At 42.8% G+C, this 25,849-nt stretch carries 19 protein-coding genes; 9 read left to right on the plus strand and 10 right to left on the minus strand.

Annotation, left to right across the window (positions count from 1 at the left end):
* Positions 1–7: 7 nt before the first annotated feature.
* Entirely contained in the window at positions 8–1,393 is a 1,386-nt protein-coding gene (locus tag KEM09_RS18365; protein WP_212230525.1) for a hypothetical protein, read from the minus strand.
* 106 nt (positions 1,394–1,499) lie between these two features.
* Here KEM09_RS18365 and KEM09_RS18370 point away from each other — a divergent pair, with 106 nt between their 5' ends.
* Positions 1,500–2,171: an ion channel gene (locus tag KEM09_RS18370; protein WP_212230526.1), complete on the plus strand. Its 672-nt coding sequence runs from the start codon at positions 1,500–1,502 to the stop codon at positions 2,169–2,171.
* Here the strand turns inward: KEM09_RS18370 and KEM09_RS18375 are convergent.
* The 9 genes from KEM09_RS18375 to KEM09_RS18415 form a co-directional block, all read right to left on the minus strand.
* Positions 2,168–3,253, minus strand: coding sequence for an alanine racemase (locus tag KEM09_RS18375; protein ID WP_212230527.1), 1,086 nt, complete (start codon positions 3,251–3,253; stop codon positions 2,168–2,170). The genes KEM09_RS18370 and KEM09_RS18375 overlap by 4 nt on opposite strands.
* A gap of 94 nt (positions 3,254–3,347) precedes the next feature.
* Positions 3,348–4,610 (minus strand): adenylosuccinate synthase, encoded by a 1,263-nt coding sequence (locus tag KEM09_RS18380; protein WP_212230528.1) that lies wholly within the window; start codon positions 4,608–4,610, stop codon positions 3,348–3,350.
* 211 nt (positions 4,611–4,821) lie between these two features.
* Complete coding sequence (locus KEM09_RS18385; protein WP_212230529.1) at positions 4,822–5,283, minus strand: Fur family transcriptional regulator; 462 nt, start codon at positions 5,281–5,283, stop codon at positions 4,822–4,824.
* A gap of 72 nt (positions 5,284–5,355) precedes the next feature.
* Positions 5,356–7,584, minus strand: coding sequence for a RelA/SpoT family protein (locus tag KEM09_RS18390; protein WP_212230530.1), 2,229 nt, complete (start codon positions 7,582–7,584; stop codon positions 5,356–5,358).
* Positions 7,585–7,718: 134 nt separating this feature from the next.
* Positions 7,719–8,996, minus strand: a complete 1,278-nt coding sequence (locus KEM09_RS18395; RefSeq protein WP_212230531.1) for a M16 family metallopeptidase — start codon at positions 8,994–8,996, stop codon at positions 7,719–7,721.
* Position 8,997: 1 nt separating this feature from the next.
* A complete protein-coding gene (locus KEM09_RS18400) occupies positions 8,998–10,236 on the minus strand; it encodes a M16 family metallopeptidase (protein WP_212230532.1) in 1,239 nt (412 codons plus the stop codon).
* Complete coding sequence (locus KEM09_RS18405) at positions 10,236–11,198, minus strand: NAD(P)H-dependent flavin oxidoreductase (protein ID WP_342344012.1); 963 nt, start codon at positions 11,196–11,198, stop codon at positions 10,236–10,238. The genes KEM09_RS18400 and KEM09_RS18405 overlap by 1 nt, the downstream gene beginning before the upstream one ends.
* Before the next feature lie 30 nt (positions 11,199–11,228).
* Positions 11,229–12,404, minus strand: a complete 1,176-nt coding sequence (locus KEM09_RS18410; RefSeq protein WP_212230536.1) for a THUMP domain-containing class I SAM-dependent RNA methyltransferase — start codon at positions 12,402–12,404, stop codon at positions 11,229–11,231.
* A gap of 171 nt (positions 12,405–12,575) precedes the next feature.
* A complete protein-coding gene (locus tag KEM09_RS18415; RefSeq protein WP_212230538.1) occupies positions 12,576–13,814 on the minus strand; it encodes a threonine/serine exporter family protein in 1,239 nt (412 codons plus the stop codon).
* Positions 13,815–13,960: 146 nt separating this feature from the next.
* On the opposite strand from KEM09_RS18415, the gene KEM09_RS18420 reads away from it, so the two are divergent.
* From KEM09_RS18420 to KEM09_RS18455, 8 genes are all read left to right on the plus strand, one after another.
* Positions 13,961–14,638 carry a Pycsar system effector family protein gene (locus KEM09_RS18420; RefSeq protein WP_212230540.1) on the plus strand — a complete coding sequence of 226 codons (678 nt, stop codon included), beginning with the start codon at positions 13,961–13,963 and terminating at the stop codon, positions 14,636–14,638.
* A gap of 71 nt (positions 14,639–14,709) precedes the next feature.
* Positions 14,710–15,579, plus strand: coding sequence for an SdiA-regulated domain-containing protein (locus KEM09_RS18425; RefSeq protein ID WP_212230542.1), 870 nt, complete (start codon positions 14,710–14,712; stop codon positions 15,577–15,579).
* Positions 15,579–19,289 (plus strand): metallophosphoesterase, encoded by a 3,711-nt coding sequence (locus tag KEM09_RS18430; protein ID WP_212230544.1) that lies wholly within the window; start codon positions 15,579–15,581, stop codon positions 19,287–19,289. Before KEM09_RS18425 ends, KEM09_RS18430 begins: the two co-directional genes overlap by 1 nt.
* Before the next feature lie 59 nt (positions 19,290–19,348).
* Positions 19,349–19,990 (plus strand): Crp/Fnr family transcriptional regulator, encoded by a 642-nt coding sequence (locus KEM09_RS18435; protein ID WP_212230546.1) that lies wholly within the window; start codon positions 19,349–19,351, stop codon positions 19,988–19,990.
* Between the two features lie 803 nt (positions 19,991–20,793).
* The gene (locus KEM09_RS18440; RefSeq protein ID WP_212230548.1) at positions 20,794–21,129 is read left to right on the plus strand and encodes a four helix bundle protein; all 336 of its coding nucleotides are present in this window, start codon (positions 20,794–20,796) and stop codon (positions 21,127–21,129) included.
* A gap of 189 nt (positions 21,130–21,318) precedes the next feature.
* Positions 21,319–23,322, plus strand: a complete 2,004-nt coding sequence (locus tag KEM09_RS18445; RefSeq protein WP_212230550.1) for an FAD-dependent oxidoreductase — start codon at positions 21,319–21,321, stop codon at positions 23,320–23,322.
* Positions 23,323–23,812: 490 nt separating this feature from the next.
* A complete protein-coding gene (locus KEM09_RS18450) occupies positions 23,813–24,130 on the plus strand; it encodes a rhodanese-like domain-containing protein (protein ID WP_212230552.1) in 318 nt (105 codons plus the stop codon).
* Positions 24,131–24,670: 540 nt separating this feature from the next.
* Positions 24,671–25,375, plus strand: coding sequence for a DNA-binding domain-containing protein (locus KEM09_RS18455; RefSeq protein WP_212230554.1), 705 nt, complete (start codon positions 24,671–24,673; stop codon positions 25,373–25,375).
* Positions 25,376–25,849: the final 474 nt, after the last annotated feature.

Genomic DNA, 25,849 nt, shown 5'->3' on the forward strand with positions numbered 1-25,849 from the left:
CGGAGGTTTAGTTTTCAGGTTGATAGTTGATGATATTGTTGGAAACATGTTGCATGCACTCATTGAGCAACTGACTTTCCAGCTTGGCTGCCGATTGTAACTCTTTTTTGTTTTTGAATAAATCGTGCAGGCGTTTGTTTGAATCTTCTGAATCATACACTCGATCTTCAGCCGAGTCTTTGTCAATGTATTTCCAGGTACCGGCTACCAGTTTTTTATAGTCCCCATCAAATTTGGCGTAATGTACTTTATCTTTTTTCTCCCCCGAGAAACTGTCTGCAAAAGCAATTTCATCTCGGTCCACCCTGTTCAGCTCGTAGTACAAGGCAATGGCAGCTGTGTTTTCCTGGGTATACTCATAATACCTCACCTTCGTGTATTTGGCTTTTAATTCAATGGTTTTTGTTTCCGGATTAACAACTTCAACCATGTTCTTCAGGTAGCCGTGCTTTTCGTACTTTTTAAGCTGGCCGGTTGATTTGGCATATTTGTCAATGCGTGCCGATAATATGCTTTTAGCCTCAAAGTATTGGCCTTGCTGACGAGCATATTTTAGTGCCAGGGTCTGATCTTTAGCTTCATTCCAACCTGGGATAGAGGTGATGGCTTCATCACTAATGACTTGATAAAATGGTGATTTTATTTGAGATAGTTCTGCCACTATCTTTTCCTTCATCAGTGTGGTATAGCTTCTTGTGCTGCGGTATTTATAGCTCACAGGCAGGATGGCTATCGACACTGTGGCTTCGTTTAAACACTGCGTTTGCAGGTCAATACTATTCTTATAGCCCTTGGTTGCTTTATTAATCAGGTTAAAATCAGCAAAGGCGCTACGGTATTGCTGGGTTTCCATCAGTTGATTACCATGGCGGTAAACAGGTTCGTATTTGGCGGTAATCCATTGCGTTTGAGCATCCTTAAAGTTTCTGTCGATGCCAAGAATCTCGCTGAAATGGGCTTCAGCATTGCTAAATTCTTCAAGGCTAAGGGCCTTCATGGCTTTCTGATAGAGTATATCCAGATAGCGGTCTCTTACTTCCAGGTAGTACTCCTTTTGCTCTTCCGACATAATTAACTTAACTCCTAAGGCTGATAGCTGATTGAAATAACTCTCGGCTTCCCTGTATGCGTAAACAGCTTCTTTGGCACTGCCATTATTATATTTGGCCTTGAATGCATCAATTTTGTCTTCCAAAACAAGCTGCCCGGTGCGTTGCAAACCCAGTTTAGCATCGATGTTATTTTTATTGGCACTTAATGATTTGAAGTATAATGCGGCAGCATCGGTATATAGTCCTGCTTCATCAAATTTCTGAGCTTTGTTGTAATTACGTTTGCTGGCACATCCGGCAAACAATACTGTGATTAACAGAATAGGTAATAGTTGTTTCATAAATATTCTGAGTTATTTGAGGTATTCAACGTGAATAAACAAAAAGTGTTCCGATTTACTGCAGATTAATTTAGATTTGTAGTAATGACTACCAAAATAGAGCACAATGGGATTAATAGGCGGATTTGATACTAAGCAGAATTTTAAGCAGTTAATGAGTAATTGGGGCCTATTAGTACTTTTAGTCTTTACCATTTTTGGCTTGCCCATTATAAATGTATTCTTCGATATATATCTGTTTGGTATTTTCATCACATTTATTGTAGTTATTTCAACTTATGCCACCAGCGAAGATGCCAAACCCAAGGTGATCGTCCAGGTCTTGGTGGCAATAATAGCCGTGTGGATAACCGATTTAGCCGAAATGAAAGTGATACATTATTTATCCTCAATATGGTTGGTCGTATTTTTTCTGTTGAGGGTGTTTAAATTTATCAAGCAACTCTCCCGAAAGGAGGAGGTGAATATTCTGGTGATTATTGAAGCAATAAACGGTTATCTACTGATTGGTGTGGGCTTTGCCATACTGGTTGATATGATTAGCTCAGAGTTCACAGGCGCCTTCAACTTTATGGTTGATAAATCAGCACACCAAGTATATGATTCATTCTATTATACCTTTGTTTCCATGACTACCCTTGGCTATGGCGATTTACTGCCGGTTACACCAATAGCCAAGTCATTGGCCTTGCTAATCACCTTATGCGGCCAGTTTTACCTGGTTATTATCATGGCCTTGCTGGTAGGGCGCCTTTTAGCTGGTGCTGAAAAAAATTAAAGCATCATCGAAATATTACTGCCATCGGTGCTTTGGTAGGCTTTCATCAGGTTGGCTGTCAGGCATGAGTGCACCGGCAATACGGCCAACATATCGCCTATCTTCACCTTATCAAATGCTTGCTGAGGCATTTTAATAATGCCATGCTCTTGTGAGAGCTTAGCGACGTACCCTAAAGGTTGGTTCACTAACCACTTATTTTCCATAAGAGGCAGAACTGTGCCAAAATGCGGCTGGTTGTTAATGCTCATCACATCTTTTGACAGGTGGACGGCACCACCATGGACAATGACCTCCAGACGTTCGGGGTGCTTAGCTACCACCGGGCATGCCAGTGCAACGGCAATATTATCTTGATGGCACGAGCCAATGCGTGTTTGCATGTCGTCATAAAAAACACAGTTGCCAGGGCGTATCTCATCAAAGCCCTCAAAATTGTCAGATACCGAACAGGATGGTGTATCGCCATACGATAGTTGTATCAAAGGGAAATCACTGGCCATAAAGGTCTTCAACGCTAACAATTGCTGGCGGGATGATTCCATAATTGTTAAGATTTCATCGCGCGATTGTGTATTGTAGGTGTGTCCGGCATGGCACAAAAAACCAATAAAAATGAGGTTTTTGCATGATTTTAACTCTTTAAGCAGCTGTTGCATGGTACCGTAATCTTCTGCGGCAACACCAGTTCGGCCATAACCGGTATCTGTTTTGATGTAAGTGCCAACCGGGGTGGTGAGTTGCTTTTCAAGGTACTGTATAGTTTCAAGTGACTCTACCACTATGTTAAGGTTGATTTTAGCTGCCAGCTCATTGATGGTTGACCATTCTAAAATATTGGTCGGAAAGGCAATGGTAATATCTGTCCAGCCATTGTTGGCAAAGTACATCGCCATTTTTACAGATGAAACGGTGATACAATCGACCCCATAGTCACGGAACCAGCTGCCTACTTCTGCTGACTGGTGCGTTTTAAAATGCGGGCGAAACGTTACGTTGGCCTTTTGAGCCTTTTGTGCCATGCGCTCAATATTAGACAGGCATTTGGCTTTGTCGAGCAATAGTGTAGGTTGTGTCAGCATCGTTATCAGTTTTTAGCAAATATAATCAGGCCTTGAGTGACATAAAAAAACCGGCTCAACTTGAACCGGTTTGAAGTATTATTGAGTTTATCAATTATCGAACAATCGTTTGCTCGCGATCCGGACCAACCGAAACAATTTTGATTGGTACTTCCAGCTCTTTTTCCAGGTAGGCAATGTAATCCTTCAGTTCCTGAGGGAATTCACCTTCTGATTTTACACCCGTTAAATCTTCCTTCCATCCTTTGATTTCAGTGTAGATAGGTTCTACATCATCTGTCAGTTCAAATGGGAATTCTTCAGTTACAGTTCCATCATTCAGCTTGTATGCAGTAGCTGCTTTGATGGTTTCAAAACCACTTAACACATCACCTTTAGTCATGATTAACTGTGTAACACCATTAATCATTACAGAGTATTTTAAAGCTACAAGGTCAATCCAACCGCAACGACGAGGGCGTCCGGTGGTAGCACCAAATTCATGACCTGCTTTGCGCAGCTCTTCGCCTGTTTCGTCGAACAGCTCGGTAGGGAATGGCCCACTACCAACACGCGTACAATAAGCTTTAAAAATACCATAAACTTCGCCAATTTTATTAGGCGCAACACCCATACCTGTACACGCTCCTGCACAAATGGTATTGGATGAAGTCACAAATGGGTAGGAGCCAAAGTCAATGTCTAACAAAGTACCCTGAGCACCCTCGGCCAATATGCTTTTGCCGTTTTTCAGGTACTTATTGATTTCGTGTTCACTATCAATGATGATGCAGCTTTTCAGTGTTTCAATACCTTCCTGAAGTCCTTGCTCAAACTCTTCAATGTTGTAGTCAAAATCGTACATCCCGAGCATTTTAACATGCTTTTCTTTTAGGGCTGCATATTTGGCTTCAAAGTCATTTAGGATGTCACCAACGCGTAAACCATTACGACCGGTTTTATCCATGTAAGTAGGGCCAATACCCTTCAGGGTTGAACCAATCTTTGTTTTACCTTTGGAAGCTTCAGAAGCGGCATCTAATATACGGTGAGTTGGTAAAATCAGGTGTGCCTTTTTTGAAATATAAAGGTTCTTGGTGATGTCAAAGCCTTTATCTTTCAGCGAGTCAATCTCTTTTTTGAAAGTGATGGGATCCAGAACAACGCCATTGCCAATAATGTTGACCTTATCTGTATGGAAAATTCCTGATGGAATATTGTGAAGAACATGCTTGAAATTATCAAATTCAAGTGTGTGACCTGCGTTGGGTCCTCCCTGAAAGCGGGTAATGACATCATATTGCGGTGTCAGTACGTCAACAACTTTTCCTTTGCCTTCGTCCCCCCATTGGAGTCCTAGTAAAACATCAACCTTCATTCTTTTTTGTTTTAATATTATGCCCTAAAGCTTGTGGTTACTTAACTAAACCCAGCCTGTAAGCTTGGTTTAATAAATTGTTAAGCGCTGAAAAGACAGTGTCTTAACACGAAAAATCGGACTTCCGACTGCCTCAGAATTCCGATTTGTAAAAGTACACATTATCCGTTTAAAAGCTATTGTGTAGCTCTGATTTTTTTATCGAATAATCTTATTCTTTGGTTTCTTCAGCAGCACACTCTTTGCATGTTCCGTAAACATAAAGTGAATGGTGCGACACGTGAAATTCGTTAAAAGCAGCTGCATTATTCAATACTGTCTGTATGCCCGGGTCGCAGAATTCAATCACCGAACCACAATTAGTGCAGATAAGGTGGTCGTGTTGCTTCGACTCAAATGCTTTTTCAAATTGGGCAATGTTTTTGCCAAACTGATGCTTGATGACTAGTTTACAGTCCAATAACAGATCGATGGTGTTATAAAGAGTAGCCCTACTTACGCGGTAGTTTTTGTTTTTCATAAATATATAGAGCGACTCAATATCGAAGTGTCCCTCGCGACTATATATCTCATCTAAAATAGCATAACGTTCAGGTGTTTTCCTGTGTCCGTTGCGCTGAAGGTATTCAGTGAATAGCTGTTTTACCACATCTTTGGCATCTACCTTATTCATATGTAGTCTCAATTAAAATAGAGCCTAAAAATAAGTAAAATCGTCAGATTAAAAAATACTTGTTTAGAATTATTATAAATCAGCTTTGATGCGGTCTTGTCGGTTAACATTATGTACACCTTTAATCTTCATGATATTAAGAATGAGGTTGTTTAAGTCCTCGGTGTTGTGAATGTATAAATAAATGTTGCCTTCAAATATGCCATCGTGACTTTCGATGTTAATGGAGCGCATGTTCACATTCTGGTCTTCAGAAATCACTTTGGTTATTTTACTGACAATACCCATCTGGTCAATACCCGACAGGTTAATAAGGGCCAGGTATGATAGTATTTTATGTGACTCCCATTGGGCCGAAACAATACGATTCCCCTGACTTGACATCAGCTTGAGGGCTACCGGACATTTGCGGCTGTGTAATATAATCTGGTCGCTTTCATCCATAAAAGCCAGAATGTCGTCACCAGGAATGGGATTGCAGCAGTCGGCTATGGTAAACTGATCCTGCTCGTCATTATCCGATAAAACAACCTGTGTTTTCTTTTTGCTTGGTTCGGGTTTTACCTCCTCCGGCTTATTGGTCGACATTCCAAAGTTTAGCTTCCAATAGCGAATCCATTTGTTGCGCGATTTGGTGCTTAGTATCTTATGCAGGTCATCCAGCTTGATGCTGCCTTTGCCAATTTTAAAATATAGCTCATCGCGCTTGGAAATTTTATGGTAATCAAGAATCTTCTTCAGTATTCGTGAGTTGATGGTTAGCTTCTTCTTGTGAAGCTCTTGTTCCAGTATTCTTTCACCTTTAGCTATAATGGATTTTCGCTCTTCCTTAAAGGCATTCTTAATGCGGGTTTTAGCCTTGGCTGTTGTTACAAAACTCAGCCATTCGTATTTGGGTTGTTGCTTTTCAGAGGTAATAATTTCAACCTGATCACCGCTTTTTAGCTGATGACTGAGCGGCACCAGCTTGAAGTTTACTTTGGCACCGATGCATTTATAGCCAATGTCGGTGTGTATATCAAAGGCAAAATCGAGTGCTGTAGCTCCTTTGGGCATCACTTTGACATCGCCTTTGGGTGTGAAAATCATGATTTCGGAAGCAAACAGGTTGAGTTTAAAGTCATCCAGAAACTCCAGTGAATCGGCATCGGGATTATCCAGCAGCTCTTTAATCATCTCCAGCCATTTGTCCAGTTCCGATTCTTTTTCTTTTTGGCCTTTATATTTCCAATGGGCAGCAAATCCTCTTTCAGCAATCTCATCCATTCGCGTAGTTCGGATCTGAATTTCCACCCATTTGCCATCTGGTCCCATCACGGTACTGTGAAGCGCTTCGTAACCATTGGCTTTAGGAGTTGAAACCCAGTCGCGCAAACGATCGGGCTTGGGCTTGTAAATGTCGGTTATCATCGAATAGATGGCCCAGCATTGCGTTTTTTCTGGCAAGTGGCTTTTGGGCTTAAACACTACCCTGATGGCCAGTACATCATATATTTCTTCAAACGGCAGATCTTTCTTCTGCATCTTGCTCCAGATGGAATAGACTGATTTGTGTCGACCAACCACATCAAACTCATAGCCTTCCGCTTTCAGACGTTCTTCTATGGGAGCTTTGAAGTTATTGATGAATTCTACATGTTGCTCTTCGCTGTCTTTTACCTTTTGACTCAGGTTATTGAATACCTGTGGCAATTCATATTTCAGACTCAGGTCTTCCAGTTCTGTTTTAATGGCATAGAGGCCAAGGCGGTGGGCAAGAGGTGCATAAAAGTAAAGTGTTTCACCGGCAATTTTTAAGCGCTTGTGCTCGGGCATTGAGTTAAGCGTGCGCATATTGTGCAGCCTGTCGGCCAGTTTGATCAGGATAACACGCACGTCTTCAACCATTGTTAGCAAAAGCTTGCGGAAGTTTTCGGCCTGAATGGACGAGGACTGATCGAAGACACCTTCCAACTTAGTGAGTCCGGCTACGATAGACGCAATCTTCTCACCGAAGATATTCTGCAGGTCTTCTACTGTGTAGTCTGTATCTTCTACCACATCATGAAGAATAGCTGCAATAACGCCTTTGGTCCCTAAACCAATTTCTTCAGCTGCAATACGGGCCACCTCAATCGGATGTAAAATGTATGGTTCACCCGATTTACGACGCATGCCCATATGAGCTTCATGGGCTAACTCAAATGCTTTGGTAACCAGCTTCCTGTTTTCCGGTGTCTGGCAACGTGGACAGGCATCAATGAGCGCGTTAAATTGCTCACGAATCATTTTATCTTCTTCTTCCCAATCAGCTTTCGTCATGCACGTACTCGTTAAAGCGAACTAAAATACTTATTTCCTTTGATTGTAACAAAGGTTTTAAACGAGTTGTTTAGCCTCATTGAGTTGAATGAATATATTCTGTAAATGTTGCTACACCATTGATTGGAGTGCACTTACTTGCCGGCAACAACCGTTATTAAAGCTTCTTCTTTGAAATATTTCTGCGCCAGCTGTTGCAATTCACCCGATGTGATGTGAATGAGTACATTAAAGAACTCATTAAAATAATCTGGTGTCAGGTTCAAATCAATCAATCCCCTGTAATTGTCAGATGTGGCAAACGGCCCGTCAAAGTTGCGAATCATGTCGCCAATGAGGAAGTTCTTCACCAACTGAAGCTCCTCTTCACTAATGGGCTCGTCTCTCAGTTTTTGTAGTTCGTTATTGATTTCTATTAATGCCAGTTCCCTGTTTTCTGCCTTTACGTCGGAGCTGATAATCAGAAAGCCGGCATGCTTATAAGTCATTATAAATGATGAGATACCGTAGGTGAGTCCTTTTTCTTCACGAATATTCGTCATCAGGCGCGAGCCAAAGTAACCTCCCAGCACGGTATTTAATATTTGCATGCCATGAAAGTCGGGGTGCTGCTTATTGAAAAGAGGAACCCCCATTTTAATAGCAGATTGGAGAGCCCCTTCTTTAGGTACGAACAGGTCTTTTTTAGGGGTGATATCCGCTGGTGGCAGTAAATCGGGCAGGGGCGATGTGCTATGCCATTCCTGACCAAAGTGCTTGTTTAAAAGATGCTTTAACTGGGCACCAGGCTGTCCCGACACGATAATGTGCGTTCCTTTGGGTATGTATGCTTGTTTATGAAAATCAATGACTTCCTCACGTGTAATCTGTTCAAAATCATCCAGTGTCAGGTAATTGCCATATGGATGCTCTTTACCATATAGATTTTGAGTGAATGCCCTGGTAGCAAGGGTTTTTACCTTATCACTTTCAATCAGGTACTCTTGCTTGCGCTTATTGAGCAGCGTATCAATCTCTTTTTGCTCAAAAGTGGGATTTTTGACAATATCTTCTAATAGTTCAAGTGTTTGTGGTAGAAAGTGTGAAAGTGCTACCAGCGTAACAATCGAATGATGAAACTGCGCCTGTTGTCCAATGTAGGCACCATAAAAGTCTATTTTCTCAGAAATTTCGGCTCCGGTCAGATGTTGGGTTCCTTCAGTAAGTCCTTTGCAGGTGATAGATGATAACAAGGGTTTGTTGGCCTGTATAGATCCTGCCGGAAATAAAAAGTCGAGCTTGGCCACTTCCTGCGAGCCGGCTTGCATCAGGTGCACCTGAATGCCATTATCCAGTTGAAAGGTTTCAATGGGTAGGAGCTCAAATGTATCCGTTGTTTTAAATTCCGGGGCAATGCGTCTGTCTATACTCATTTTATTGGCTTGAGCGATAATACAAAGTTGAACAGTTGGTGGGCTTAAAGGTGCTTTGTGCTGTATTCAAAATGGCTTCTTTGGTGACAGCCTGATATTTATTAACTTCGTCGTTAATGTCTTCTGCTTTACCCAAGAGTTCGAAGGATGCCAGGTTCATGGCCTTGTTCAGGAAGCTGATTTCAGAAAACACCAGGGATGACTCCACTTTATTTTTTACTTTTTGAAGCTCATAATCACCAATGGCCTGTGTACTTATCTTATCCAATTCAACCTGGATAGCCTTTTCGGCCTGCTCCATGGAGGTGTCAGGCAGCAGGCGGCCCATCACAGTGAATAATCCGGGATCATGATCACCTGATATGTAGGCATTTACCTCACTAAAGAGTTGCTGCTCTTTAACCAGTGATTGCATCAGACGCGCCGACGGGCCGTTGGCCAGCACATCGGAAAGCAAATCCACCGTATAGAAGTCATCATCTGTTCGGCTGCCAATATGGTACACTTTCTGAATCAGGTTAGCTGGTACATTGCGCTCCACCGCCAGTTGGCGTGCTTCTGTTTGCTTAGGTTCTGCTGCTATGTTGTTTTGGGCTAGTTGCCGGTATGGAATATCGCCAAACCATTTTTGAGCCAGGGCAAATACTTTATCCGGCTCTACATTCCCACTAACACACAAAACTGCATTATTGGGTGCGTAATGACTAAAGAAGAATTGTCGCACATCATCGAGCGTTGCATTTTCGATGTGCGCAATTTCCTTACCAATGGTAGGCCACTGATAGGGGTGTACTTTATAGGCCAGGGGACTTAGTAGTAGTGGTATGTCGCCATATGGCTGATTAAGGTAGCGTTGTTTAAACTCCTCAATAACAACCTTTCGCTGTACTTCAAGGCTCTGCTCCGAAAAATCCAGCTCCAGCATACGATCTGATTCGAGCCAGAACCCTGTTTCCAGGTTGGCTGCCGGCAAGGTCAGGTAGTAGTTGGTGATGTCACAGTTGGTCCAGGCATTGTTATCACCACCCACCATCTGCAAAGGGGCATCGTATGAAGGTATGTTTTTACTACCACCAAACATCAGGTGTTCAAATAAGTGAGCAAAGCCGGTTTTGTCAGGTTGCTCATTCTTTGAACCCACATTGTACAATACGTTAACCGCAGCCAGAGGCGTACTTTTATCAACATGTACAACTACTCTTAATCCGTTGCTAAGCGTATGCTTTTGTATGTTTATCATTAAAAATTGAATCGAGGGTTTGTGGCCGCTTCTTCTTTTACCTGGCGGTATTCCAATAATAGTTCTTCAAACACTGCACTAACAGGCTTAATATCATCAATTAATGAGGCAATCTGTCCGATTTCCAGTTCTCCTTCAACTAAATCACCTTCAAAGATGCCTTTTTTAGCTCTCCCTTTTCCCAATAGTTTTTGGAGGTCTAAGGTAGAAGCGCCGGATTTTTCTGCTTCATGTACCTGTTCGAAAAATGCATTCTTAATCAATCGCACAGGTGCCAGTTTTTTAAGTGATAGCAAGGTACCGCCTTCTCCTGTTTCAACCACCAGTTCCTTAAATGCTTTGTGAGCCGATGATTCTTCGGTGATGGCAAAACGCGAACCAATCTGTACGCCATCGGCACCCAGTGCCATAGCAGCAAATATGCCTTTGCCGGTGCCAATACCACCAGCTGCAATCAGTGGCAGCTGGGTTTGCTGACGGATGGAAGGAATCAAGGTTAATGTGGTGGTTTCTTCACGGCCGTTGTGGCCACCAGCCTCAAAGCCTTCAGCTACAATAGCATCTACACCGGCTTCTTCACACTTTTGGGCGAAGCGGCCATTGGCTATAACATGCACTACAGTAATGCCTTTTTCTTTGAGGAAACCAGTCCATTTAGCCGGATTACCAGCTGAAGTAAACACGATTTTAACCCCTTCTTCAACAATGATTTGCATCAGTTCATCGATACTGGGATACAGCAGTGGCACATTCACGCCCCATGGCTTGTCGGTAGCTTTCTTCATCTTTTGAATGTGCTCAAGCAATACCTCGGGGTACATGGAGCCGGCGCCTAGTAAACCCAGACCGCCGTTGTTACTAACTGCTGAGGCAAGTCGCCAGCCACTGCACCAAACCATTCCACCCTGAATAATTGGGTACTGTATATTAAAAAGCTCTGTAATTCTGTTTTGCATAGTTATTTCATTGAAATCGTTATCTGACTTCCAATATTAACTATCAATTCGTCTTTTGGTTCGGTTGATTTTCTTTTTAAACTCTTTCATTTCACCTTCGAACATATCGTAGGCTACATATTTACATTCCAGAGGTCCGTTATATAAGGTGTACTTAGAGTCTGGGCGAAGTCCTACATGTTTAAGCGCTTCTGTGTTGGAGGTAATGATCCATGCCTGCCAGTCGGTATAGTTCTTTTTCAGGTGTGTACCAATCTTTTTATAGAATTCGTTGATGTTATCTTTTGTCAGGCGCTCGCCATAAGGCGGATTGGTAATCATCATACCACGTGGTGCAGGCGGCATGTGGTCTTCCATATTTGAACGTACGATACGAATCTGACGGTTCAGGCGGAAATCCAGTGAAGCTGTTTTGGCCATGTCAACCGCTTGCGGATTATTATCGCCACCAACAATATTTACTTTTGGATAGCGGATCTTGTTTTCTGCCTCAGTATGAATCTTTTCCCACAATGCCTTGTCGTAATCTGCCCAGCTCATAAAGCCAAAGTGCTTGCGCTTAAACCCGGGAGCCATGTTGCAGGCTATCATGGCGGCTTCCATCAGGATGGTGCCGGTTCCGCACATAGGGTCAATCAACGGAATTTCTTTGTGCCATTTGGCAATTTTTAGCATCCCTGCCGCCAATACCTCGTTAAGTGGTGCTTTATGATGTGGATTGCGGTAGCCTCTGCGATGCAATGATTCAACCGAACTGTCCAGCGATACGGTGAACTGGTCATGCGATACATGCACGTTTATCTGAAGATCCGGTTTTTCGATATTAACCGAAGGGCGCTGGCCATTTTTATCTCTGAACTGGTCTGCTATGGCATCCTTGGTTTTTAAGGCCAGATACTTGGTGTGTTTGAAAAAATCAGAGAAAGCTACTGCATCGATGGCAAATGTATTTTTCTCGGTGATGTGCGCCGACCAGTCATATTTATAGATGTTCTGATACAGTTCGTCCTCAGTTTTTGCCTTGAACTTCAGCACTGGCACTAATACACGTAAAGCGGTTCGCAAATGAAGGTTAGCTTTATACAGCACTTCTTTGTCGCCTGTGCAGGTTACGGCCCTTTTGATGGGCGTTACATCATTGGCTCCTATTTCCCTTAACTCATCAGCCAATACTTCCTCTAAACCATGAAAGGTTTTTACTAATAATTTCATGCGAACGCTTTTTTCAGTAAATCTTAAAATCTGCTATTCATTAATTAGCAGATTGTTGTAACTAACAGCTTGTTTCTTCCCTTGTTGTATAAAAAAGAGGGCGCAAAGGTACGAAACTTAATACGAACAATTGATTTTAAACTTCTTAATCACGCGTTATTTTTACAATTCTTAACGTTTAAACAGCTGGTCTGTCTGATTGAGATTTTTACCCAATCGCCTGTCCATAAAAGTGCCTGAGAATATTAATCCGCCTATGATGCCCATAAAGATGTACAGTACCTGTTCGCCCATGTTGCTGTTGCTTACCTGTGCATCTAAAAATAAGGTGCTGAGGCCAATGAATGCTTTACTGCCTGGCACCAGCATAATGATACCGGGTATCAGGTAAACCAGCCTCGGAATCTTGGTAAGGTGAGTGAACAGCTTACTAACCGCTACCGCTACAATGGTGCCGGCAAATATACTGACCAATATACCGGTGAAACCAAGTAACAAGGTGGTATAGAAGCATACAAAACCCGTTACTACACCAAGCGGTATATCTTTAGGACGTACCTTAAAAACAGGCATCAGGCTTAACGACAGGATGAGAATAGCTACGAAATCAACCCATTGCGGAATGTCATCAATAACTTTATGAGGTTTTATCTCTATAAAAAGTGGCAAAAGAGCCAGACCTAATACCACACCAAAAAATTGCTTAAATAAGGAAACCAAAGCATCAAAAAGCTTGGCGGTACCTGATACCAGGCTGCGCGATGTGATCTCTTCAAGGGCTGTGGTGATGGATAGACCAGGGATAAAGATGATGATAGAGGCCAATATAGTCATGGAGATATTTAAGTCAGGCAGAATTGTTGACAACAGACCAATGGTAATGGTAGCACCAAAGGCTACCATTGACTCCAGTGTGCTGCGCAAATAGCTTGAATGGCGGGCCATGAGCGTTATGCCATATACCAATGCCCCAATAAAGGTTGCTACAATAACCGACAGCCAGTTGGTGTTGAGTAAAATACAAAATGAACCAGCCGAGAACATGAAAGACAGTAGCTCAACTAACTTATTGTAACTATTGGGCTTATTCTGAAGTTCTATAATTTGCTCTTTGGCTTCAGCAAAATTAAGCTCATTGGTAATCACATTGTTGGTAATCTCAACCACTTGCGATAAAGCCCCCAGATTTAACTCCCCTGGAGGGACGCATTCCACATGGTTGTAAGTGTGTTCGCCTTCCTCGTAAAATACATAGTTAATCCAGGTAGGCGTATCCATAAAGCTGCCTTTAATATCTTTCATTTCAGATATCTCGGTGAGGTATATCTGTGATTTATAAGATGGAACACCATAAATGTGCAATGCCTTGCCAAGCTGTACGATGAATTTATATTGTTGTGGAATTTGCATTGAATGAGTGTGTTATGCTAAAGATTAGATGTTGCAAAAGTAGCTAAGTTTGCTGATAAATGTCGGCAAAAAAACAGAATATTTGGTATTAATATCATTTTATATATATTTGCATCTAGATATATAGATATATAAAATTTAATAATATGAGTTTAGAGGCTAATTTAGCACACGAGGCACAAGAGTTATTAGTCAAAGAACAGCTCATTGAGCCAATCTCTTCAGGGGATGATGAAAATAGTGTTGTTGCTAAGAAGAAAAAAAAGAAGAAGCTGTATGATACCAAACAGGAGCCGCGTAAAGCGCTGAGTACTTTCTTCCGGAATCATTTTAAAATGCTGGTGAACCGCATGACTATGGCGGACCGTAAAGCTATGATTATGGTGCGCATCAACACTACAATTATTTCCTTACTTATTGTGTTTAATCAACAAATGGACGTGTATGTCGATAACGGAAATGCTATTGTTATCGTTTTATTGATTGGCAGTGGAATGTCACTGGTGTTATCTCTGCTAACAGCCAGTCCTATTGGGGCATATGTCCATCGCTTATTCAAGTATCATCGCGAAATGAAGGAGAAATACCCTGACTTTAAGCACAACAGTTTTATGATGATGAGACGCGTAGATCTTGATGAGTATGAGAAATCGATGGATGCCGTGGTGCGCAACCAGGATTTACAGTTGGGTAACCAGGTACGCGCCAGTTTTATGCTTAATCATTACACCTTATGCAAGTACCAGTTGTTGCAGTGGTCTTATAATCTATTTCTGATTGCATTCTTTATTAGTATCGGGATTTTGATATACGGACAATTGTAATCAATTAAAAAGAGGTATGTATAGATAATCCTGTAAAATTGGTAAATTGAGCTTTTAAAAATCCTTCACGTGTGAGATGTATAAGCTTCAAATTATTATCAATAGTTCTATTACTTGCTTCCTGCACTAGTACCGGTAGTCAGGTTTGGAAAGTAAAAGATGTGGTGAGTGCCAGGTATAACTTTGCATTGGCAGACACATTTCTCGAACTTGATAATTCCTTGCAAGAAATTTCAGGTTTGGAATATGATGTGAAAGGCCGGCGCCTGTTGGCTATCAACGATGAAAAAGGAATTATTTATGAGATAGACAGGCAAAGCGGAAAGGCAGATGAGCTCTATGAGTTCCATAAAAGTGGTGATTACGAAGGTCTTGCACGATCTGGTAAATTTGTTTTTGTCTTAAAAAGCAATGGTAAGTTATACCGTTACAATACTGATAAGGATAAAACAAAGGTGTATGATACGGGCCTGTCAGCCATTAATGATGCCGAAGGATTGTATTATGAGCACAGCTCAAATAGCCTGTTAATTGCCTGTAAAGGCTTGCCATTAAGTGAAAATAGGCATGAAAAAGCTGTCTATCGCTTTTATTTAGATACCAGGCAGTTGGATGCTGAACCTGTGATCTTGATAAATGTGGAACGACTAAAGCAGAAAGCTGAAAATGAGCTTAATGCCGAGCAGCTGTGGCGCTTAAACCGTTTTGCCCCTTCAGGTGTTGCTATTCATCCTGAGACTGGTCAAATATTCCTTTTGTCGGCGCGTGGCAGCATGCTAATGGTGTTTGATGCAAAGCATTCACTTGAATACCTTGTTTTTCTGGATATGCAAAAGTTACCCCAGCCCGAGGGGATCGCTTTTGATGAGGACTTGAATCTTTACATCGCTTCCGAAGGAAAAGCAGGGAAAGGTAAACTCATGAAATTTACACCTAACTGATGATGAGAAGATACGTATCATACTTGCTCGTATTACCATTTCTGCTCGCTGGATGCTCAAGCGTTAAAGCTCCCTACTATAGTGCTGAGGTCAATAACTGGCAGACGCAAAATCAGGTGCAGTCAGGTGATGCTGTACGTACCATATTTTTGGTCGGCGATGCCGGTCAGTTGGATGACGAAGTGAATGGTACCAACTATGTGTTGTCGGCTGTTAAGCAACACTTAATGCGAACTGGCTCACCAAGTGACCTGGTGTTTCTTGGCGATAATATCTATCCGCTGGGCATGCCATCAAAAGACCATGAAACCCGGACTTTGAGTGAACTGATACTTGAGTCGCAGCTGCTATTGGCTAACCAAGTAAGTGGCACCACCTATTTTATTCCAGGTAACCACGATTGGAAGAAAGGAAAAAAGGGTGGATTGAAACGCATAAAGCGTCAGGAGAAATTTGTGGAGGCCTATGAACCAGCAACTGATTCGAAAGTGAAATTTTATCCGGGTGGTGGCTGTGGCGAACCAAAAGTGGTTAAGGTAAGCAAGGATTTGGTGTATGTGTTTGTCGATTCGCAATGGTGGCTGCATAATTGGGAAGAGGAGAAAAAGATGAACAAGGGTTGTGACATTCAAACAAGGGGTGATTTCCTGGTGCGAATGGAAGAAATCTTCATGAGCTATAAAAATGATGAGGTGATTGTGTTTATGCATCACTCTATTGAAAGTAATGGTAAGCATGGCGGGTATTTTTCCTTCAAGCATCACTTGTTTCCATTGCTTGAACTGAATCATCAGCTATGGGTGCCATTACCCGGTATTGGCTCTGTTTATCCCATTTACAGGCAAACCACCGGTTCTGTGCAGGATCTCAGCCATCACCTGTACCAGGATTTTGTGGAAGGGATAGTTCGGGCAGCCAAATTGTGGGATGTGAATGTGACCTTTGTTTCGGGCCATGAGCATAACCTGCAGTATTTCGATGATGATGAAATTAAACAAGTCATTAGCGGCTCGGGCAGTAAAGTGACCTATACTGCGGCCGGCGGTGAAGCCGATTATGCCAGTGAAGCACGTGGTTATGCAAAAATAGATTTCTATAGCAATTCCGAAGCCTGGATTGAGTTTTACACTGTTAATGGCTTTAATGCAGAACCAGTGTTGGAATATCGCCGGCAAATACGTGCACCTAAAGCCGGAAGCAGAAAAGTAGACAAGCAATATGCCCCATTGAGCGGAACCGACACAATTGTAGCTGCCAACAAAATGTTTGAAGGCAGTAAGACAATGAAGTTTTTCCTGGGAGAGCAATACCGCAGCATGTGGGCTACTGATGTGAAAGTACCGCTTATTGATCTGGAAACAAAGCATGGTGGATTAGCACCCATCAAAAAAGGAGGGGGCATGTCATCGAACTCCCTGCGTTTGGAAAAAGCTGATGAGCAGCAATATATTTTACGCTCGATTAACAAGGATTATACCAGGCTGGTGGATGAGAAATTTGCTAACCTAAAGGTATTAAATATTATGAAGGATCAGAATTCGGCCAGTCATCCATATGGTGCGTTAATGATCCCTTCCTTATCGGCAGCTGCCGGAGTTTATTCAACCCAGCCAGAGCTAGTTTATCTGAAGCACCAGCGTGGCTTGGGTAATTACAATGCTTTCTTTCCCGAGGAAGTATATTTATTGGAGCAACGTCCGTCAGGTGATTGGAGTAACGCCGATTACTTTGGCAATTCAAAGGATATCATTGGCTACACCGACTTATTAGAAAATCTGCGCGATAAGAAAACGCATTTTGTCGATCAGATGTGGGTGCTTAAGTCACGCCTGTTCGATTTGTTTATACATGACTGGGACAGGCACGACGACCAGTGGCGCTGGGCAAGTTTTGAAGAGGATGAGCGCACCATCTATCGGCCCATTCCGCGCGATCGCGATCAGGCCTTTTATAAGTTTGAAGGGGTGATACCCGTATATGTCTCCACCTTTTTAATGAAGAAGTTTAAAACCATGAAAGGCGATGTGCGCGATGTGAGGCACCTCGCATTTAACGCCCGGTATTTCGACCGCTATTTTCTGAATGAGCTGGAATGGACGCAATGGGAGCAGATTACCAGGGAATTGCAGGCTAATATGACGGATGAGGTAATTGACTCGGCATTATTGGGCTTGCCGCCCGAAGTAAGGGAGCAGAACAAAGAAGTGCTTGCCCTGCTGAAAGAGCGACGGGAACATCTGCTGACAATTAGCCGAAAACTATACGATTACATTAGTACCGAGGTGGAGGTGACGGCAACCGATGATGATGACCGCTTTGAAATAACACGCTTTGAAGATGGTCAGCTAAACGTGAAATACTATGTGAAGCGAAAATCAAAAGGCGATTTGTTAAAGTATTCGCGCACGTTTCATCCTGATGAAACCCGCGAGGTGCGCTTATATGGGCTTAGAGGCGATGATGAGTTTGTGATTACAGGTGCATCAAACAACGCCATTAAAGTGCGAATCATTGGAGGCGAAGATGAGGATACAGTTATCAATCAATCTGCCGCTAAAGGAGTTTATGCCTACGACATTATTGAAGGTATTGAGCTGATTGGTTCTAATATCAAGGATAGAACCGCGAACCATGTTGATATTAATGACTACGATCGTTACGGATTTAAGTACAATACCAACCTGCCTTTTCTGAGGGGAGGCTATACACTGGACGATGGTGTCTGGCTGGGATTAACACATAACTGGACCCGATATGGCTGGCGCCGTGACCCCTATAAATCAAAGCAGAAAGTCGCTGCTTTAGTAGCACCGGGTAGTCAGGATGCTTTCATCATAATGTATGAAGGGCATTTCCCCAATCTATTACCCAATGTTGATTTTCACCCTTCCATGTATATCGACTATCCGAGTATCGAAAACTTTTTTGGTTATGGTAATGAGTCGGTCAACCACGATTTGGCTAAACAATATAACTGGGTGCGCAAACGGGCTTATAAGATTGAGCCACTCATCAGCTTAAGTAGTCGTAATTCATTCATCAGCTTTAAATTTGGCCCAACATTTGAATCGGTCCGATTGGAAGACTCCAATGGCCGTGTGGCCCAGGACCCGGAGCTGGGATTTACCGATGAAGAACTGGACAGGCATAGTTTTGTTGGTGCTAAAATGGTGTACAGTATCAATTATGTCGATCGCGAATCAAAACCAACCAACGGCATTCGGTTCAATGCATCGTTGAGTTACCAGGATGATGTTACCAATGCCAATACTTTGTGGACGTTCGGAACCAATATGCAAACCTACTTAACCATTGCTAATCATCCCCAGGTAGTGTTAGCCAATAATGTAGGCTATGAGCTAATCAGCGGCGAGGCACAGTTTTATCAGTATCCCAACCTGGGAAACCGCACCAATCTGAGAGGCTTCCGCAATAATCGTTTTCGGGGCAATAAGGCCTTGTACGAAAACCTGGATGTGAGAATACAGCTATTTAATTGGGATAACCGATACCTGCCGATGGACATAGGTATATTGGGAGGTTTTGATATTGGACGCGTGTGGCTCAATGGCGAGCATTCCAACGATTGGCATCATAGTCATACCACTGGTTTATGGATGGATGTACTTGAGCAGATTATATTACAGCCCTATTACTCCTACTCCAAAGAGGGGCATTACTTTAGTTTTAACATGGCATATAATTTTTAAGCGCTAAATTGGCCGGTCCGCGTTTATCCATTATTTTCACCATGTATTAAAGTCCTGATATGAATATTAAAGATACGATACTATCAAAGTTCCCCATTTTGATGGAGCCCGCGCTGCTGGATGAGATGGAACGTTACTGTACAACCAAAACACTGGAAGCCGGTAATAATTTTATTGAAATTGGTGACGATGTGGTGGCCATGCCCCTTTTAACCAAAGGCGTTATTAAGGTAGTGCGCGAGGATAGCGATGGTAATGAGCTGCTGCTCTATTATCTGAACGGTGGAGATACATGTGCTTCAACACTATCGTGCTGTATGGAGCGGGCTAAAAGTGAGGTGCGCGCCACCGTTATAGAAACCGTAACGGCCATTATGGTACCCATCAATTGTATGGAAAACTGGATGAAGAAATATGCCGGCTGGCGCAGCTTCATCATGCAGTCGTACCGGATGCGCTTTGAAGAGCTGCTGCACACCATCGACAGCATTGCCTTTAAAAAGATGGATGAGCGTCTGATTGAGTACCTGGTGCAGCTATCGGAAGAGCGTAATTCACTTGTATTATTGGGTACACACCAGGAAATTGCCGACGATTTGCACACCTCCCGCGAAGTGATATCAAGACTGTTGAAGCAGCTTGAGAAACTGGGTAAAATCAGTCTGTCGAGGAATAAGATTGAGATTGTTGATTTGAGCTAGTGTTTAGTTCAGGGTTTCGAGTTGCGTGTTTGGAGTTCCTGGTTCTGAGTTAAAAAGTTATACGCTTTGCAAGTTTACATTTAAATAAAAGTACCATGGCTTCGGTTAAAAGGTTTGAGGATTTAGAGGTTTGGCAGTTGAGTAGAGATATTTGTGCTGACATATACAGGTTGAGTTCAGTTGGGATCACTTCAAATAGTTGTGGAGTAACGGCAATGCGCATAAAAGTTATAGCTATGATTGATTCATCTGTACTATGCATAGCCTGAGTCTTCTAGGAACTTTGTCTTACCAGACGGGTTTTCTTTTTCCATATCCGAAAAAGAAACAAAAAGACTAGTCCCATTAATGCTTCTGCGCGCTCTAATAAATATTAAGCATCACTATCAAAGTAGGATAAACCCCTTTGATGTTTTGCTAAATTATTTATTATTCACCCCTTCGCCGGCCCGCCAATGTGACAGGCCAACCCGCCGCTGGGATGGTCCCATAAGTAAGAAAAGTTAAGTACTTTAAGATTTGAGAAGACCCTGAAAGTTGTTTACTCGTCGGCCTCTTGCAAAATTACTTTTGTTGAAGCGATGGCATTAGTAAGACCGGGAAGTTCCGAACTTGATTCGGAAATCACCCGGCCGCACTTATGACAGAGATGCATAAGAAAGTAATTTTGAAAGCAGCCTTGACCTTTTTTGCTTACTTTTTTGGGTCAAGCTAAAAAAGTAAGTCGGGTTTGGGCGAAGCACCAATTTAGATGATTTCATTTTTTTTCAGCAAGAGATTGATTGAATACATCTCAATCACTTTTGTCCATATTAACGTCAACTGGATCCTCAATTGGCGATTTTTCTAAGGACTATGGTTTAAAGGATCAAATCAGACGAGCTGCCGGTTCCATTATGGATAATATTGCCGAAGGATTTGACAGAAGAGGAAGTAAGGAATTTAAATTGTTCTTGTCCTACTCGAAAGGTTCTGCAGGAGAAGTAAAATCTCAACTGTACCGAGCCCTTGATAATGGCTATATAAATCAAGAGGTATTTGATAAGTTATATAGTCAGCTAGATAATGTTGGCGGTAAACTAACCAACCTGATAAAGTATCTCTCGTTAACCCAATACAAAGGCAGCAAATACAAATAATCCATTACTCACAACTCCAAACTCTGAACCCTCAACTCAAACCCCAAACCCTCAACTACACCATATTTCTTAAAAATCCTAAATTTCCTCCCTTATGTGACAATAGGCACAAAGCACCTTTCTTGATGACATTAGTTTTGCCACCATAAAAATCAGAGCAAACAAAAAATAATATAAATAGTCATCAAAATGGAAAAGATTGTAATTATCGGAGGGGTCGCTGCCGGCGCTACGGCAGCCGCAAAAGCAAGAAGGTTATCGCCAGATGCACAAATCACTATGCTTGAGGCCGGACCCGATGTTTCATTTGCCAACTGTGGATTGCCTTATTATATCGCCGGCGATATCGACAGCCGCTCTAAGTTAATCTTACAAAGTCCTGAGAGCTTTAAAGAGCAATACAATGTGGATGTTCACGTTCACACATTGGTTACATCTATTGATAAAGAAGCACACTTGGTTCATACGCTGGATACACGCGATGGAACCAAAAAGCAATACGACTATACAAAACTGATTCTGGCCCAGGGAGGCCGTCCTATTCAACCGGATCTGCCGGGTGCTGACAACGACCACGTTTTCAGCCTGTGGACCTTGGAGGATATGGATAAGATTGATAATCACCTGAAGAACGAAGAGCCTAAGACAGCCGTTGTAGTAGGTGGTGGGTTTATTGGCCTGGAGATGGTGGAAGCCCTTGTTAAGCGAGGCTTAAAAGTACATGTGGTGGAGAAGATGCCGCACGTGATGTCGCTGATGGATGCCGAAACAGCTGGTTTTATCACACGTGAGCTAAAGGAATATGGAGTAGGTGTGCATACCGAAACAGGGGTCGTGAAAATCAACCCTGATTCAGTGGAACTGGATAACGGACAAACGCTGGAGGCCGACATGGTGCTGCTATCCATTGGTGTGCGTCCAACCTTACAGCTGGCCATTGATGCCGGTCTGAAGATAGGTGAAGCAGGAGGTTTGCTGGTAGATGAGTACCTGCAAACATCCGATGCTGATATTTATGCCGGTGGCGACATGGTGGAGATTGAACACCGTGTGAGCGGTAAAAAAGTACGTATCCCGCTGGCCGGACCGGCTAACCGTCAGGGACGTATCGCTGCTGAAAATGCTCTGGGTGGCCAACATGCCTATAAAGGTGCTATCGGTACATCGGTAGTGCGCGTGTTCGAAGCGGTGGCAGGTATCACCGGTATGTCGCTTAAACAGGCTAAAGCGGCTGGTATTGATGCCGATGCGGTAGTAGTGCATAAAGAGCACCATACATCGTACTACCCGGGAGCTGAGACCGTGAGTGTGATGGTGATTTATGACCGTCAGACAGGTGTGGTACTGGGTGGACAAACAGCTGGATACAAAGGGGCTGATAAGCGTTTGGATGTGCTGGCAACAGCGGCAGCGGCCAAAATCAAGGTGAGTGAAATCGCCGATATGGATTTTGCTTATTCACCGCCCATTGGAACAGCTAACGATGCCATGAACATGGCTGCTTATGCTGCCGAAAACAAAATGTCTGGTTATAGCCCAAGCCTGTTAGTGTCTGAGTTGGATGCATTTATTGAGAAAGAAGAGCGCTTGGTAGTGCTGGATGTGCGTGATGTTTTTGCTTTCCGCAAGAGTAATCTGCAAGGTGCTCATCACCTGCCATTGGAAATGCTTTCGCAGAACCTGCAGGCCATCCCCAAAGATGTAACCATTCTGGTTTACGATGAGATTGGCAAAAAAGGCCATCAGGCCTTGCGTACCCTAAAAGGTGCAGGGTTTGACAAAGTATACAACATTTCGGGTGGTCACATATCATTGCAGCGCCATGCTATGGCAGTTGGCTTCGAAAACTTCAATGTGACCTTGTTGCCACTCGAAAAGAAAAGCATTAACAGCAAAGAAGAAGCTGTAGAGATAGAAAGCAACCAGAACGTGAGTCGCGATGAGATGGAGCGCCTGGTAGTGGATGTGCGTACACCTGGTGAGTTTATGACAGGTGCCTTCCCCAACGCAGTCAATATTCCATTGGATGATATCATGTCGGGCAAAGGCGAACTGGGTAGCACCGACCGCGAGATTATCGTCTACTGTGCTTCGGGAGCACGCTCGGCCTATGCCATGCAGGTATTGCAGCAACGTGGTTATACCAATGTGAAAAACGGTGGTGGTATCGCAGCCATGATGTCACATGCATAAACTATTGGTACAGGATTAGTAATGGATAATTCCCCTATCGCCTTCGGCACTACCCCCAGGGGAAGATGGGGATTACAAGAATTCTCCCCTTGGGGAGAAACCCGAAGGGAGAGGGGGATAGGTAATCTGAATCCTTTAACCAAAAACCAAAATTGGCCACCAGTGTTTATTCAATGCAGGTGTCTCTGTTATGAAGTTTGGGCGGTTAATGGAGTGCATTATGCCAATTTATTATAAAGTGTGAGTGCATAATGTGAATAGTTGAATCTGCGCTGGGGTTCGTTTAATCGCTATATATTCCATGGGTTGCACCTATGGTTATTATAGCTTAATCCCCTCGGGATAAAAAAATGTCAGAAGGACATTAATAATAATAACCTCGTGTGTAGCGCGGGGGAGTTAAGATAGAGGAATAAACAACCCCGGAGAGGGTTGAATGTAAAAGCTGGTTTATCAAATATCGATTAACAATATAATTACCGATAAGAACATGGGTCTATTTGATTTTTTATTTGGAAAAAGAAAACAGGAAGTGCTGGAAGCCATTGAGCGAGGAGCACGTATTATTGATGTGCGCACGCCTCAGGAGTTTAAATATGGCTATATCGATGGCTCGGTGAATATTCCACTGGAGCGCTTGAATGATTCAGCCATTAAAAAGTTAAAGAAGCTAAATGCGCCATTGGTGGTGTGTTGTGCCTCGGGCATGCGTAGTGCTTCGGCCAAAGGCATGTTAATCCAGAATGGAATTGCAGAGGTGCATAACGCCGGTGGCTGGCATAAGCTCGATCGCTGGTTAAACAGCTAATGCCAATTGTATTTTAAATGCGACTTAAGCGCAATTTTAAAAACAACAATGGTAAATGTCGATAAATAATCAAAGTGGCTTTAAAAGTGAAGCGCATTAAAAGCGCATTTTGATTAGTAAACGGTATAACAGGTAAAGACTCCAGTAGCTCATAGAGGGCGTGCTGGTGTAATAGTTAATTGTTTACCGCTGAGTCATAGGAGAACGCGGAGACTGGAAATAGTTACCACCTCTTCCTGCAGGTTTCTCCCCAGAGGAACGAACAGTAGTACAAGCCGTCTTCCCCTTGGGGGAAGTGCCGAAGGCGATGGGGGTATTGAGAGATGTCCCCGTTTAATACCTTCCGGCGTATTTGTAAATACTCTGCACTTTTGGTGGCTTCTTAGATGCCAAGCAACTTTACAGCTTAAGGAAATTTAGATAATGGGTTGGGTTTGAAAGGTGGTGGTCTGTTGGGCTATCACCTTTTTTGTGTTGGTAGCACATATATTTACATAAGAAATGCTTAGTTTTAGGAGATAACCATTATACCTGAACACTATGCCTTTAAAGTATGGCCTCAGGCCCAACACACTATCTACTAAGGGAGGTAACTACATAGCTGTGGTCGGCGGAAACGAAACGTATACCACCGAGCGTATTGTTGAAATGATGATTCAAAAAGGATCAACAGTTACTAAGGCCGAAGCACTGGCTGTTATTGAAGAGTACCACTCGGCTGTTGAGCAACTGGTGAGCGAAGGAGCCATTGTGCATACTGATTTGTTTACCGTCTCATCGGGTATAGCAGGTAATTTTGATAATATCTCGGATAGTTTTGATTCGCAAAAGCACCAGGTTAAATTGCACTTTAAAGCAGGAGAGCGTCTGCTCAAGGCCCGGCAGCGCATTCGTCTTCAGAAAAAGATATTGAACCATCGGGCACCTTTTCTGAAGCAGTTCACCGATTTGTCTACCAATGTAACGGATGCATCATTTACACCCGGTCAGCCGGCAAGGATAAAGGGTACTTTGCTCAAATTCGATGCCCAGGATCCTGCACAGGGCATCTACCTGATAGCTGAGGATCGCAGCGAAACAAAAGTGGAGATTCTGATACTAAATAAACCTTCGGAACTGATGTTTATTATGCCTGATGAGTTGAGAAAGGGCAGCTATAAGCTAGAGGTGAGAGCCATAGTGCACCGTGCTAAAACCATCAGGACTGGTAGCTTACAAAGACCATTAGTGGCTAAGGAGATGTAGTATGACCCACCTAGGTCCAGGTGCTTGACCCAAGTGGGTCATACTGTTTGACCTAAGTGGGTAATTGTGCTTGACCTAAGTGGGTCGCGATATCTGACCCAATTGGGTCACGAGCTATGTAGTAGCAATGATACTCTTCTCTTCATTAGGGAATGGTGGTGCCCGTAGTTTAGCATCGCATGGTGGCAATGCATTGAGCGAGACAGTCCTTGCTGTTGCAATTGTGTTTACTTAGCAACTCTATTAACCTGAGTTCGACGTAAAATTTTGAACTCAGAACGCTTACAAATAGTGAGTTTCAAGTGTATATTGACGAAAGAATAGTGGGCTATTTTGAGTCGATTACAAGAAGAAAATTGCTGTTTGTAAGAGGGATTAACAAGCTTTGAATAAATAACTGATTTACTGCTTCAAATTTTATCGCAATAGTTCACTATTCCTCTAAAATTATTCATTGTAAATCAGCTCTTTATT

Origin of the sequence: Carboxylicivirga mesophila, from assembly GCF_018271975.1 — a bacterium.
Classification (GTDB): Bacteria; Bacteroidota; Bacteroidia; order Bacteroidales; family Marinilabiliaceae; genus Carboxylicivirga; species Carboxylicivirga mesophila.

What these genes read in the sequence shown, in the direction of transcription:
- KEM09_RS18445 (WP_212230550.1), top strand. Translation starts at nt 21,319, where the DNA reads ATGGAAAAGATTGTAATTATCGGAGGGGTCGCTGCCGGCGCTACGGCA.
- KEM09_RS18400 (WP_212230532.1), bottom strand. Translation starts at nt 10,236, where the DNA reads ATGATAAACATACAAAAGCATACGCTTAGCAACGGATTAAGAGTAGTT.
- KEM09_RS18450 (WP_212230552.1), top strand. Translation starts at nt 23,813, where the DNA reads ATGGGTCTATTTGATTTTTTATTTGGAAAAAGAAAACAGGAAGTGCTG.
- KEM09_RS18370 (WP_212230526.1), top strand. Translation starts at nt 1,500, where the DNA reads ATGGGATTAATAGGCGGATTTGATACTAAGCAGAATTTTAAGCAGTTA.
- KEM09_RS18420 (WP_212230540.1), top strand. Translation starts at nt 13,961, where the DNA reads ATGAGTTTAGAGGCTAATTTAGCACACGAGGCACAAGAGTTATTAGTC.
- KEM09_RS18380 (WP_212230528.1), bottom strand. Translation starts at nt 4,610, where the DNA reads ATGAAGGTTGATGTTTTACTAGGACTCCAATGGGGGGACGAAGGCAAA.
- KEM09_RS18455 (WP_212230554.1), top strand. Translation starts at nt 24,671, where the DNA reads ATGCCTTTAAAGTATGGCCTCAGGCCCAACACACTATCTACTAAGGGA.
- KEM09_RS18390 (WP_212230530.1), bottom strand. Translation starts at nt 7,584, where the DNA reads ATGACGAAAGCTGATTGGGAAGAAGAAGATAAAATGATTCGTGAGCAA.
- KEM09_RS18375 (WP_212230527.1), bottom strand. Translation starts at nt 3,253, where the DNA reads ATGCTGACACAACCTACACTATTGCTCGACAAAGCCAAATGCCTGTCT.
- KEM09_RS18385 (WP_212230529.1), bottom strand. Translation starts at nt 5,283, where the DNA reads ATGAATAAGGTAGATGCCAAAGATGTGGTAAAACAGCTATTCACTGAA.
- KEM09_RS18365 (WP_212230525.1), bottom strand. Translation starts at nt 1,393, where the DNA reads ATGAAACAACTATTACCTATTCTGTTAATCACAGTATTGTTTGCCGGA.
- KEM09_RS18430 (WP_212230544.1), top strand. Translation starts at nt 15,579, where the DNA reads ATGATGAGAAGATACGTATCATACTTGCTCGTATTACCATTTCTGCTC.
- KEM09_RS18415 (WP_212230538.1), bottom strand. Translation starts at nt 13,814, where the DNA reads ATGCAAATTCCACAACAATATAAATTCATCGTACAGCTTGGCAAGGCA.
- KEM09_RS18410 (WP_212230536.1), bottom strand. Translation starts at nt 12,404, where the DNA reads ATGAAATTATTAGTAAAAACCTTTCATGGTTTAGAGGAAGTATTGGCT.
- KEM09_RS18395 (WP_212230531.1), bottom strand. Translation starts at nt 8,996, where the DNA reads ATGAGTATAGACAGACGCATTGCCCCGGAATTTAAAACAACGGATACA.
- KEM09_RS18435 (WP_212230546.1), top strand. Translation starts at nt 19,349, where the DNA reads ATGAATATTAAAGATACGATACTATCAAAGTTCCCCATTTTGATGGAG.